15 protein-coding genes and 1 tRNA gene are annotated in these 12825 nt (G+C 47.2%); 2 read left to right on the top strand and 14 right to left on the bottom strand.

All coding sequences use genetic code 11. From position 1 onward, the window contains the following. Nucleotides 1-10: 10 nt before the first annotated feature. The 8 genes from rplI to rpsF all read right to left on the bottom strand — a co-directional run bounded on the left by rplI (nt 11) and on the right by rpsF (nt 8137). Complete coding sequence (gene rplI / locus SY83_RS06805; RefSeq protein ID WP_068605429.1) at nt 11-457, bottom strand: 50S ribosomal protein L9; 447 nt, start codon at nt 455-457, stop codon at nt 11-13. Then, nucleotides 454-2415, bottom strand: coding sequence for a DHH family phosphoesterase (locus SY83_RS06800; protein WP_068605428.1), 1962 nt, complete (start codon nt 2413-2415; stop codon nt 454-456). Before SY83_RS06800 ends, rplI begins: the two co-directional genes overlap by 4 nt. A 22-nt stretch (nt 2416-2437) precedes the next feature. Further along, nucleotides 2438-3334, bottom strand: a complete 897-nt coding sequence (locus tag SY83_RS06795; protein ID WP_068605427.1) for a DUF2232 domain-containing protein — start codon at nt 3332-3334, stop codon at nt 2438-2440. Nucleotides 3335-3503: 169 nt separating this feature from the next. Continuing rightward, a complete protein-coding gene (locus SY83_RS06790; RefSeq protein ID WP_068610962.1) occupies nt 3504-3926 on the bottom strand; it encodes a CBS domain-containing protein in 423 nt (140 codons plus the stop codon). Between the two features lie 118 nt (nt 3927-4044). Then, entirely contained in the window at nt 4045-6789 is a 2745-nt protein-coding gene (locus SY83_RS06785; protein WP_082882366.1) for a CHASE3 domain-containing protein, read from the bottom strand. 204 nt (nt 6790-6993) lie between these two features. After that, nucleotides 6994-7278, bottom strand: coding sequence for a 30S ribosomal protein S18 (gene rpsR / locus SY83_RS06780; protein WP_068605426.1), 285 nt, complete (start codon nt 7276-7278; stop codon nt 6994-6996). Nucleotides 7279-7331: 53 nt separating this feature from the next. After that, a complete protein-coding gene (gene ssb, locus SY83_RS06775) occupies nt 7332-7805 on the bottom strand; it encodes a single-stranded DNA-binding protein (RefSeq protein ID WP_068605425.1) in 474 nt (157 codons plus the stop codon). Between the two features lie 41 nt (nt 7806-7846). Next, the gene (rpsF, locus tag SY83_RS06770) at nt 7847-8137 is read right to left on the bottom strand and encodes a 30S ribosomal protein S6 (protein ID WP_068605424.1); all 291 of its coding nucleotides are present in this window, start codon (nt 8135-8137) and stop codon (nt 7847-7849) included. Nucleotides 8138-8344: 207 nt separating this feature from the next. Here rpsF and SY83_RS06765 point away from each other — a divergent pair, with 207 nt between their 5' ends. Further along, nucleotides 8345-8530, top strand: coding sequence for a YjzC family protein (locus SY83_RS06765; RefSeq protein ID WP_068605423.1), 186 nt, complete (start codon nt 8345-8347; stop codon nt 8528-8530). A gap of 372 nt (nt 8531-8902) precedes the next feature. Here SY83_RS06765 and SY83_RS06760 read toward each other — a convergent pair. From SY83_RS06760 to SY83_RS06745, 4 genes are all read right to left on the bottom strand, one after another. Continuing rightward, nucleotides 8903-8990 (bottom strand) — tRNA-Ser (locus tag SY83_RS06760). Nucleotides 8991-9090: 100 nt separating this feature from the next. Then, nucleotides 9091-9297 (bottom strand): DUF951 domain-containing protein, encoded by a 207-nt coding sequence (locus SY83_RS06755; RefSeq protein ID WP_068605422.1) that lies wholly within the window; start codon nt 9295-9297, stop codon nt 9091-9093. Nucleotides 9298-9323: 26 nt separating this feature from the next. Then, nucleotides 9324-10187, bottom strand: coding sequence for a mechanosensitive ion channel family protein (locus tag SY83_RS06750; RefSeq protein ID WP_068605421.1), 864 nt, complete (start codon nt 10185-10187; stop codon nt 9324-9326). 11 nt (nt 10188-10198) lie between these two features. Continuing rightward, nucleotides 10199-10450 (bottom strand): putative Se/S carrier protein, encoded by a 252-nt coding sequence (locus SY83_RS06745; RefSeq protein ID WP_068605420.1) that lies wholly within the window; start codon nt 10448-10450, stop codon nt 10199-10201. Nucleotides 10451-10549: 99 nt separating this feature from the next. Here SY83_RS06745 and yyaC point away from each other — a divergent pair, with 99 nt between their 5' ends. Beyond that, nucleotides 10550-11161, top strand: coding sequence for a spore protease YyaC (yyaC, locus tag SY83_RS06740; RefSeq protein ID WP_068605419.1), 612 nt, complete (start codon nt 10550-10552; stop codon nt 11159-11161). Here the strand turns inward: yyaC and SY83_RS06735 are convergent. Both SY83_RS06735 and SY83_RS06730 read right to left on the bottom strand, forming a co-directional pair. After that, a complete protein-coding gene (locus tag SY83_RS06735) occupies nt 11136-11648 on the bottom strand; it encodes a DUF4446 family protein (RefSeq protein WP_068605418.1) in 513 nt (170 codons plus the stop codon). The two genes, yyaC and SY83_RS06735, sit on opposite strands and share 26 nt — an antisense overlap. 7 nt (nt 11649-11655) lie before the next feature. After that, on the bottom strand, nt 11656-12813 hold the full coding sequence (locus SY83_RS06730; RefSeq protein ID WP_068605417.1) for an aminotransferase class V-fold PLP-dependent enzyme: 1158 nt from the start codon (nt 12811-12813) through the stop codon (nt 11656-11658). Nucleotides 12814-12825: the final 12 nt, after the last annotated feature.

Genomic DNA, 12825 nt, shown 5'->3' with positions numbered 1-12825 from the left:
GACCGCTCCCTTACTTCTCTTCCGAAACTTGAACCTTGAGCGTAGCTTTCACTTCCGGATGCAGCTTCACCGGCATCTGGGTTACGCCGAGGGTGCGAATCGGATCGTTTAGTTCAATTTTGCGCTTATCAATCTTGTAGCCTTTGGCAGCCAGCGCTTCTGCGATCTGCTTGCTTGTGATGGAACCGAAGAGGCGACCGCCTTCCCCGATTTTGGAACGAATCTCGATCGTCATCGCTTCCAGCTTAGCCGCCAGATCTTGAGCGTCTTGCTTCTCTTTATCTTTACGCTTGCCTTCGGCAACCGTCTGTAGTTCCAATGTCTTTACATTGCCTTCGGAAGCGGCTTTAACCAAGCCTTTCGGCAACAGGAAATTGTTAACGTATCCCTCGGATAACTCTTTAATATCGCCTTTTTTGCCTTGACCCTTTACATCTTTCAGAAAAATAACTCTCATTCGAACAACCCCTCTTCCTCTTCCAATTGATTTAATACTTGTTTCAATCTATATACGGCCGCTTGCAAGGTGCATTCCATCTGGGTTGCCGCATTCGTCAGATGCCCGCCGCCGCCCAGGCGTTCCATAATCACCTGAACGTTGATCTGTCCCGTGGATCTGGCGCTGATCCCGACCATCCCGTCCGGTCTCTCGCTGACGACGAAGGACGCCAGGATATCATTCATATTCAGCAGCGTATCCGCTACTTGCGCAATCATGAGTTGGGGCGCTTTATGTCCGGGTTCGGATACCGCGAGCGCGATATGCCCTTTGTAGATTTCCGCTTGCTTTACAATTTCGGCTTTCTTCATGTAATCATCGAGATTCTCTTTAAGCAGCTTCTGGACCATCGTGGAATCCGCTCCATGTCTGCGTAAATAGGATGCCGCTTCAAATGTTCTTGCGCCCGTCTGCACGGAGAAATGCTTCGTGTCGACGACTATACCGGCCAGCAGCGCTGTGGCTTCGAGCGCATCCAGATCCATCGGATCATGGAAGTACTGCAAGAGCTCAGTCACCAGTTCACAAGTGGAGGAAGCATAGGGTTCCATATAGACCAATATGGCGTCCTGGATGAAATCCTCGCCGCGACGATGGTGATCCACGATGACGATGCGATGCGTCTGTTGCAGAATCCTCGGCTCTTTCAGCATAGAAGCTTTATGCGTGTCCAGAACAATGACCAGACTACGCGGCTCAACAATCTGGAGTGATTCTTCAGGTGTGATGAAGCTTGCGCTGATGCGTTCATCTTCCGTAAGGATGGCCATGAGCCGCTGAATGGAAGGGTTAATCCCTTCCAATACGATGTAGCCTTCCTTGCCGCTCAGATGAACGGCTTTGAGCATCCCGATGGCTGCCCCGATGGCATCCATATCCGGATTTTTGTGACCGACAATTACGACACGGTCACTCTCTTGGATAAGATCGCGCAGCGCGTGCGATATGACCCGGGCGCGGACGCGGGTGCGCTTCTCTACCGCATTGGATTTGCCGCCGTAGAACGATAAGCGTTGGCCAATTTTCACAGCGACCTGATCACCGCCCCGGCCTAGCGCCATGTCTAAGCTGGTCTGGGTCAACTGACCCAGCTCGATCAGATGGGTCGAGCCCCCGGCGATCCCCATTGAGACCGTTACAGGCAGTTTATGCTCCGCGGTCATCTCCCGAATCTCATCGAGGAGCTCAAACCGGGTTTGCTCCAACTTTGTCAACGTCCCTTGATCCATAACCAGTAAATATTTATCGGAAGTAATCCGTTTAATATAAATATCGTATTCTTGGGCCCAATCCGCGATCTGATTGGTTACCTTGGACATCATCAGACTGCGGCTCTGATCATCCATGCCTTGCGTCACTTCATCCAGATTATCCATCATGACAATACCTAGGACAATGCGTTCTTCCTCGTATTGCTTCAGAATCGTGCGCAATTCGGTAACATCGCTGAAATACAGCAGTCGTTCTTCGGCTTTCATATGAATTTGATAAACTTTGCTGCCTAGCGAAATTTCATATGAAGATTCTTTATCCTTCTTACCTTTAAGGAGTGGAAATATGTCATCCATAGGAACACCGATCAAGGATTCTTTATCAGCCATGCGCGCAACATAGGGATTATGCCATTCAATCGTTCGATCTTCGTTGTACAACAGTATTCCGATTGGCAATTCGTTCATCACTTCATTGCCGGCCCGTTTCACCCGATGGGATAGCGTTCCGATATAATCACTTAATTCTTGTCTGAATGCCTTCTCCGCGGCCAAGGTGTAGTATGCAAGCAAACCGCTAATCAATAAAGCGACTAAACCCAGCTCCAGACGGAATATCGCGAGCCCAATCGTTAACGCCAGCATGAAAATGAAAGTCCATATCATATGAAGTCCGTGCCAACGGGTTAGCAAAAATTTGGGCATTACAAATCGCCTCTGCTTCCCATTAATTTTTCAACCTCTGCCGGATCGGGAACGCCGTATCGAATACACCGAGCAAGCTCAGCGGAGGGAAGAAGAGAACAGCGGCCAAACCAAGCACCAACCAGAACTTGTTCCATTTTTTTAAGTCAGCCACGAAACACAGAAAACTAAAGGCCTGAATAGAGAAAGCAATATTCAGCAGCGGAATCATGTTAACCAGAACGACGGAAAGCGTCGATTCATCGTCGGGTGAAATGAAAATATTAAGAACCATAGCAATTAAATAATAGAATACCAGCGCCTTCGGCAGCATCCAATTCCGGAACGGAGGCAACTTCGGCAGAACAATGCCCTGTCTGAGCAACAGACGTCGAGTAACCGTATGACCAATGCTGACAAAATAGAACGATCCCAGAATCATATACAACGGGATCAATTGAATGATAAATCCAGCCAAGTCCTGCGCGTAACCCTCCGGCATAACCGTGTCGTACACGGAAGGCAATGCCTTCATCGTTTCTTCCACCAGACCGGAAACAGATTGACCGATATTAAAGCCCAGCAACCCGCTTATGGCGAAGCCTGCCACCATAACACCCAATACCGTGATAATACCCGAAGTTAATACCATCATCGCGCTCTTTTCCTTCTTATAGAGCGTGCCCATGACCACAGCGGGAATAGCAAAGAACAGGGTGAGGATTAACGTAAATAAACCCACCGATTGCAGCAATAAGAACGGAATGCCGCACAGTGCGATCAGAACGACCGCGAACCGCTTCACATCCAACAGAACGAACAAGCTCAGTAAAGGTACCAGAAGCAAGCTCATCGCGACGAAATTAAACGGCGTCAGCATCAGCAATAGTAAGGCTACATAAATAAATGCCCATAGATAGGGCTTCCAACGATTATTCAACGGGTTCACCTCGTATGTGAATACTGCTACATGAAACTTAAGCGTTATTGTAGATTATATCACAAAACTCTATCCATTGCCGAAAGCCGGGAGCTCTTGACCTTCACATTAAAAACAGCAAGGGCAGACGTGCTGCTCCTCACTGTTGATTTTCTTTATGCGCTCTTGATTAAGCCTTCGCGGAAAGTTCTTTCAATGCGAATTTGGCACAATAATCAATAACGTCACTTCTCCGAACGATACCTATAAATTTATTAGTGTCATCTACAACGGGTACGAAATTCTGTAATTTAACCAAATTGATTAAGTCGACCATATTGGCATCAATGCGAACACTTTTGTTCTGCAGACGTAAAGGGACATCTGACAAATGATAGCGTGAAGCTTCATGGAATGAGAGCTCGGCTGTATTTTTAATAAACCATAGCAAGTCGCCCTCCGTTACAGTGCCCACGTATTCCCCGTTCTCATTCAGAATCGGTACGGCCGTGTATCTGTGGTATTCCATGCGTTCCAGCGTCTGACGTAGTGTCGATTCCATGGACATACAGGCTACTTCTTTCTTAGGTAACAGAAAAAAAGCAATATTCATCATGTTCAATCTCCTAAAGTACTCAAACTGGTAACCGCCACAAGCTAAATTTAACTTTAACTTATCCGATCCCAAGCCCATTTTAGCATAGTTCCGACGTCCATACCTTAAACCAACCTTAATTCGATGACCCCGATATCCATACTGCCATGAGTGAAAATAATTGCGCCGTATCAATGGGCTTGCTGATATAGTCCGACGCTCCCGCTTCCAGACACTTCTCCCGATCCTGTTTCATCGCTTTCGCTGTAAGCGCGATAATCGGCAAATCCAGCCCCAATTCAGTGCGGATAACACGTGTAGCCTCATAACCGTTCATTTCGGGCATCATCATATCCATAAGAACCAAACATACGTCAGGGTGTTCTTTAAGATACTCTATGCTTTCCTTACCAGTCCCCGCTGTGCCTACTCGCAAGCCCCTAGCCAGCAGTGGTTGCGTTAAGGCGTAGATATTCCTAGGATCATCGTCCACCAACAACACATGGTTGCCTTTAGCATGAACAAGCCGCTCCGCCGGTGCTTCTTCCACGACCTCTAATGCCGCCGCACTCTGTTCATATATCGGTTCAGAAGGTGCTTTAGATTGCAAGTTCCGCGCCTCAGCATCCTCTTGGCGGGCAATCGCAACATTAGAATCCACAGGGAGCAACAACGTAAATGTGCTGCCCTCCCCCTCCTTGCTAACCAGATAAATCATGCCGCCCAGCAATCTTGCCAATTCCTTGGAAATCGACAACCCTAATCCGGTTCCCCCGTACTTCCGTTCAATTCCCGAATCCGCTTGTTCAAAAGCATTGAATACCGCACCTTGCTCACTTGCCTTGATACCGATACCGGTATCAATGACATCGAAGGCCAGGTAAGGTTGTGTTTCGGCTGACAAGGCATATATCTCCAGCTCATGTGAGTGAGCTTCACGAAGGTTCAGGGTAACGCTCCCTTGTTCAGTAAACTTCATAGCGTTGGAGAGGAAGTTTTTCAAGATTTGTTGCAATCGCATCGGATCGGTCTGAATCGTCTCCGGCAAATCGGCTTGCGTTTGAACATGAAATTGCAGTTTCTTCTTATCAGCAACCGGTCTGAAGTCACGCTCCAAGCTTTCCATCGTTTCAACCAGCAGGGCTGGAGCAATCTGCATAGACAGCTTCCCCGCCTCTACTTTGGATATATCCAGTATATCGCTGATTAGAATCATTAAATCCGTTCCCGACGAATGAATATGCTTGGCGTAATCAAGCTCATCTTCAGTGAGCGTGCCGTTTGAATTATCCGATAGAAATTGCGCCAGAATCAGCATGGAATTCAACGGAGTGCGCAGCTCATGTGACATGTTCGCCAGAAATTCCGATTTATATCGGGAACTTTCCTCTAGCTGCTCTGCGTATTTCTCGATTTCCATTTTTGATTCTTCGACTTCCGCGGATTGCGTTTCCAGCAGCTGCTTTTGGTTTTCCAGCTGATTCACCATCGTCTGCAATTGGTCCGCTTGCACCTGAAGCTCCTCCGATTGCGCTTGAAGCTCCTCTGTATGGGTCATGAGCTCTTCATTCATCGTCTGTGACTCACTATAGAGTGAAGTTAATTCCATGCCTCTTTGTACGTTATGCAGTGTAATTCCCAGAGCCGTTACCACACGCTGAACCATTTCCTGCTCCATCTCAGTGAACTCTTGTAAACTGGCGAGCTCTACCACGCCCAGAATACTTCCATCGAATTCGATCGGAGATAATAACAAACTTCTGGGCGTAGTATGTCCTAGTCCGGAGACGATTTTCGTGTCTGTAAGATTACCCTCTACCTTGATTACCTGTCGGTTTCGCGCACACTGTCCTACAAGCCCTTCACCAAGTGTGAACGCAACGGTATCTTTATCGATCAACGGCTGGATACCCGCATAAGTTGCAGTCCTTACATATTCATGTCCGTCTGTGACAGTGGAGAGATAGACCGCCCCATAAGGCAGCTTGAGTTCAGCCGATAGCGTGCGGATAAAGGCGTCTGTTAGTTCTGTGGTGTCTTTCATTTCAAAATACATCATGGCGAACTCATTGCTCTTCTTCTCTACCCAATTCTCTTGTTCATATTTATCGAATAGCCGGTTGGTCGCTTGAACCAAATCACCGATCTCGTCGTTGGTTTTCAAAGTTAACCTTGCTCGTCTTCCACCGTCTGAGGTTGTCATGTCGTTAATTAACTGGGTTACTTGACCAATCGTTCCTACCACCGTTCTGGATGTGATATAAGCAACAATCAGTACTAAGATAATGATACCGAACCAGCTGGCATAAAAAGCGAGAACCATCGCTTGGTTTGCCTTGTTTAAGTCATCTACCTGTTGACCTGTTATTGCCTCTTCGTTTTCTTTAAAAGATTGAAGTTGGATCCGTAATTGCTCGAATTCTTGGAGTCCGCTATTTGTTCTGAATTTTTTCAATGTTTCTGTTGAGTTGCCCTCTTGTCTAAGCAAAATCAGAGGATCCACAACGTCGTTGATCCATGCATCGGCGTCCTTCTTCAATTCTTCCAAATTTCGCTGTTGTTCCGGGTTTTCGGATAGTTCGCTGACCAAAGCATTATAATCGCCGCTCCATAGGGATTTTCCGTCGTTATAAGGCTCCAGATAAGCCATATCCCCTGAAAGCAAGTAACCTCTCATGCCCGTTTCAATTTCTAGCAAGTGTTTCTCCAAGTTGTAGGTAAGCTGGGTTGTATATTTCAAATGATTCTCTAACGATTCTGCTTGTTTGCTTAAATGTTGCATTTGGGACCCAATATAAATGACAGACCCCGATAGACAGACAATGAGTAATAAATAACTCGTTATAATTTTGGCACGCAGGCTCATTCTTAAGTTTTTCAAAAGGTGTCCTCCGTTTATCGCTTTATAGGTTCTCGCGTGCGATCATTCTTTATATTCTCTATTCCTTAATTATAACATATCTATATCTATACATTCGTGAGCAATCCCCATTTTGGAGGGTAAAAATGAAAAATTATTCCAGATATAAGAATGGTGGGTATAAAAAAACAGCCGGATAGCATCCGACTGTTTCTATAGAACTGATTACTCAGTTGTGTAAGGCAGCAAAGCGATTTGACGGGAGCGCTTAATCGCGATCGTCAACGCACGTTGATATTTAGCACTTGTTCCGGTTACACGGCGAGGAAGAATTTTTCCGCGTTCGCTGATAAACTTCTTGAGCAAGTCTGTATCTTTATAGTCAATGTGCTTGATTTTGTTTACAGTGAAGAAGCAAACTTTGCGACGCTTGTTACGTCCGCCTTTACGACCGCCGAACTTACGCTCGCCGCGCTCTTCATTGTTGTTTTCTCTTTTTTGGAAAGCCATCGTTTATTCAGTCCTTTCTGTTTATAAATTTCAAGTTCTGCATTCCAGCGGTGCTAGAATGGCAGATCATCATCCGATATATCAATCGGTTTGCCATCGTCGGAGAACGGATCCTGATTGCCTCGCGAATTGTTTCCTTTTCCGTAGCTTCCGCCTGATCCTTCTTCGCGATTAAATCCGCCACTGTTACTGTTGCCGCCTTCTGACTTATTCGATTCCAGGAAGCGAACATTATCAGCTACGACTTCAGTTACGTAAACGCGTTTACCTTCGTTGTTGTCGTAGTTGCGCGTCTGAATTCTGCCTTCAACCGCGGTTAAACGGCCTTTACGCAGATAGTTCGCGCAAGTCTCCGCAAGTTGTCTCCAAGTAACAATATTAATAAAATCGGCTTCTCTTTCACCGTTCTGATCTTTAAAGTTACGGTCAACCGCAAGCGAAAACTGGGTTACGGCAACGCCAGCCGGCGTGTAACGCAGTTCCGGATCTTTCGTTAATCTACCGATTAGAATAACACGATTCAACAAGTGATTCCCCTCCTCAGCATGGAATTACAGCACATAGGCTATTAAGCAGTAACGTCTTGAGTGATCAGGTAACGAATGATTTCGTCGGAAATCTTCATTACACGCTCAAGTTCAGCGACAACGGATGGTTCTGCTGTAAAATTAACCAGAACATAAACTCCGTCACGGAACTTCTCGATCTCATACGCAAGACGGCGCTTACCCATTACATCGTGCTTGGTAATTTCGCCACCGTTGTTGGTGATGATGCCTTGGAATTTTTCAACTGTGGATTGAATAGCTTCCTGTTCAATATCCGTACGGATAATGTACATGACTTCATATTTGCGCATTGATTTTCACCTCCTCTTGGACTAAACGGCCCCCACTCAAGGGAGCAAGGAGCGAGTGTTAACTCGCATACCCGAGTATTATATCAAATCCGCCCACCCGACACAAGGGGAATCCAACATTTTACTTTTGACCGTACATAAGGAATGTTCATTAACGGACATACTATAGCGTGCAACATAACTTTATATAGTTGAGGTGAAGTACCGATGGGTGAACAATCCCTGTTTGAACCTGGGCAAAAAGCGCCGAACAACGGCATTTACTATGAAGTCGGTGAAGACGATTTTCATATGAATATTAACAACCCCAAGCAAGTGGAGCTCAGCAAAGGCGACAAGTTTCCGGAGCTGACCAACCATAACCGCAAGTGGCGCCGCAAAGGCACACATTAAGATCCGACGAACCTCTCATCCCACTCTTCAATCCTTATACAACAAAGAGCATCCCGGAGGATGCTCTGATTCGTTATGTATGGCGGAAAGTCGGGTGGGGTACTCGCCTCCGGCGAGACTGCGAAGCTTATGCTTCCGAAGTTTATGCTCCGACGAACCTCTCATCCCACTCTTCAATCCTTATACAACAAAAGCATCCCGAGGGATGCCTTAATAGGTATGTATTACGGAAAGTCGGGTGGGGTACTCGCCTTACGGCGAGACTGCGAAGTTTATGCTTCCGATGATGATGCTCCGACGAACCTCTCATCCCACTCTTCAATCCTTATACAACAAAAGCATCCCGAGGGATGCTTTAATAGGTATGTATTACGGAAAGAGTGGGATTCGAACCCACGCACGCCTTGCGACGCCTAGCTGATTTCGAGTCAGCCCCCTTGGGCCTCTTGGGTACCTTTCCGAGTTAAAACGGCCCGTCCCTTTAAACAGTGGACAAAGGATATTGTACCACAGCGCCGACTCGGTGTGCAATTGTTTTTATTAGGATTTTCTAGCTGATTTTACTGCTCCTTAGGCGGCGCCGATCGAAGCACTTTCTTCATCTTCTTCTCGAATTGGGCTCTGGGAATCATCACGCTATGCTTGCAGCCTACACACTTAACCCGGATATCCATTCCCATGCGGATGATCTCCATTTCGTTCGTGCCGCAAGGATGAGGCTTCTTCATCATCACTACATCGCCCAGTTGGAATTGCTTCGGTTCCATTCCCATGACCTCCCCGGTTTCAAGCTTTAATACACATCGCCTTTGTTTGCTGCGGATGCGGCCGCATTAGCTTTGACATCATCCAGCGCACGCTTGATCTCCGCGTTTAACAATCGGGATACGGCAAGGTGCGTATTTGTTTTGCACTCGGCGGTAACCCGGATGACCACATCGGCCGTACCTACGGATTGAATGCCCAATACCTCCGGCGGTTTCACCATGTCTTCACTTTTATCAAACTCTCTTTGCACCGTAGTCTTTATGGACTCAATCGACGTATCCACATCCAGATCGATCGGTACCGTCACGTCCACCACAGCGATGGAGTTGTTCAGAGAATAATTCGTAACCTGCACAATCGAACCGTTCGGGATAAAATGAACCTCGCCTGTCCAGCTCTTCAATCTCGTTGTGCGTAATCCGATCATCTCTACCGTGCCTTTATAAGTTCCGGCTTGAATCGTGTCCCCCACCGCGAACTGATCCTCAAAAATAATGAAGAAGCCGGTTATAATATCTTTCACCAACGTCTGCGCCCCGAATCCGATCGCTAAACCGAGCACACCCGCTCCTGCCAATAATGGAGCCAGGTCCAATCCAATCTCCGCTAGTACCATGAGAATAATAATGAAATATACCGTGGATGACACGACATTTTTGACCAACTTAACGATGGTTTGGGTTCGCCTCGTGTCGATCTTGATTCGCTTTACATCGCGTTCTTTCATGGCTTGATCCAGAATTTTAAAGACGATACCGACGAGAATGCGTCCCAGCACGATCATCAGAATAATCTTTAACGCGACCCATCCGATCAGAGTCCATGTGCCGATGTCGGTTAAACTTGTCCAGAATTGCTGGGGCGTCCATTTGCCTACATTGTTCACCATGACAACCTCCCTTACATATGAATGTTATCATACCCATTGTCCGATTTTGTGTAAACCCCGCGGACCTCAACCTGTTCGGAACGAATAATGCGGACCACCTGGTCCAAATCTTCTTTAGGAAATTGAATAGAGAGCGCGCAGCCTGCCGTAATCTCCTTAGGTGTCGGGCAAGTATCGATGTCGATCTCGGCATACTCCAACAACATTTCGGTGCGCAACGCTTGCTGTGTGGAATCGAATGCAATGAGCATATCCCAAGCCATCTCTACCTACCCCCTATCTCTCAAAATATTTCTACGTATAAAACTGCTAGATTGTCCGTATACTGTAATATCAATTCGTCCGTATATGGAGGAACCTCAATGACCTTCCCATTTAAAATGCCTAATAGAAAAGAACCTACGTCAGTAAAAGTTTCATATACAGAACCCAATGTGTTGGGCATTCTGACGGAACAGCTCAAGCAACTGTTGTCAGGCGTACGTCCGGGTCAGGAACTTGTGGTCGTCTGTGTGGGCACGGACCGTTCCACCGGGGATTCTTTGGGGCCCTTGGTAGGTACGAACTTGTCCCGCTCCGAAGGGAAACCCTTTTCCGTATATGGAACGCTGGAAGACCCTGTTCATGCGATGAACCTCAATGAAATCTTGCAAGTCATTCAAGATCGTTACAATAACCCGTTCGTGATCGCCGTAGACGCGTGTCTCGGACAACTCGCCAGTGTCGGTTGCATCCAGCTGGGTCATGGACCTGTAAAGCCCGGTGCGGGCGTAAACAAGGAACTGCCTCCTGTCGGAAACATCCATATTACCGGAATCGTAAACGTAGGCGGATTTATGGAGTATTTTGTCCTGCAGAACACCCGGTTAAGCCTGGTTATGAAGATGGCGGATATCATTTCGCGTACGATCGAGGTCACTCTCCATCGGGCTCATCGCGGATATTCGGCTAAGCCTTATGTATCGCTTGATTGATGGCTTGTTTCTCTTCCGGTGTTAAAGGATAGGCGGAATCTCCGTTCGTGAGCGGTTTGCTGTATACATAGGTATCTTCCCTGCTATGCAGACCGCTAAGTACAACCCCATTCAGCTCGTCATCTACTATGGCGACAGAGAAACTAAGGTCGCTTCCCCGATCCGCGAATGCATTGTAGCGATGTACGCCGACATGCCCTTTCATACTCTTCAGTTTGCGCTCCATCACGTTCACTTTATTCCTCTGTTGTTCATTTTCAAGACGGAGTTTATGGACTTCTTCCTGAATCTCAGTCATGAGCACCTCAAGGTTGGGCATACCGCTCTCACCCATCATCTTCTTGTATCTCTTCTTCATTCTTGAAATCCGTATCGCGTTGGAAATCCAAAGAACAAACAATAATGCCACGAACAGAAGCACTGCACCTACTAATAAATCCGCCTCTACATTCAAAATCGTTTCCATACCCGCTAGCTCCTTACTCATGATGTGCTTAACCCTTTTGTTGAATATCTCTTATGGATTCCAGGACGTAATCCACCTCTTCTGCGGTATTGAAATACCCCATCCCGGCACGTACTGCTCCTGCCCCCAGTGTACCCGCGCTCTGATGCGCCAATGGCGTACAATGGTAACCGGCCCTTACTGCTATATTGTACTGTCTATCCAGCATAAAGGCTACCTCTGATGAATCTTTTCCCGGCAAATTAAATGCCACAATCCCTGTACGCACCTGCCCTAATTCAGGACCAAGCAACTGAACCTTGTCCAATCGGCTTAAGCCCTCCATGAACCGCTGCGTAAGACCCCACTCATGGGTGTGAATCTGTTCCACGGACTGCTCCAACACAAACTTTACACCTGCATTTAATCCTGCGATTCCTGGCGTGTTTAGCGTACCCGCTTCATAGCGATCCGGTCTTACCGTCGGTTGTTCAATCGCTTCCGATTGACTGCCTGTCCCTCCATGCATGAGCGGCTCCATAATGATTTCCGGATGCAAGTACAGGCCTCCCGTGCCCTGTGGCCCTAACAACCCTTTATGCCCCGGAAACGCAAGCATATCTATGCCCATCGCTTCCACATCAATCGGAATCACACCTGCGCTCTGAGCTGCATCCACCAACAGTTTCGCATGCGGAGATTTTCGTTTAATCAATTCTGAAATTTCTTCCATAGGCAAAATAGATCCCAGCAAGTTCGAGCTATGGTTACATACGACCAATCGGGTCTCTGGTTGAAGGGTATCCTCAAGAGTGCTCAGCATTAATCTTCCGGCAAGGTCGGTTTCGATGTAACTCACTTTAACTCCTTGCGTTGCTTTTAAAAACTCCAGAGGCCTTCGCACCGAGTTATGTTCAAGCGCGGTACAAACTACATGATCTCCGGGTCGTACCCACCCTTTTATCGCTTGATTCAACGCCATTGTAGTGTTTAAAGCAAAGGAAATATCCACCGGATTGCGTACATGGAACAATTTTGCCAAGCTTTTTCGCGTTTCAAAAAGAACCCTGCTCGCCCTCACCGCCATCGTGTGACTGCCTCGGCCCGGATTGGCAGAATAATCCTTCACGCATTCCAACATCGCTTCCGCTACGCCAGGCGGCTTGGGCCATGAGGTGGCCGCGTTATCAAAGTATACGTGTTGCATTGTATGCTCTCC

The organism is Paenibacillus swuensis, assembly GCF_001644605.1.
In the GTDB taxonomy this organism is placed as follows: Bacteria; Bacillota; Bacilli; order Paenibacillales; family DY6; genus Paenibacillus_N; species Paenibacillus_N swuensis.
This window is presented reverse-complemented; position numbering and strand designations above follow the sequence as displayed.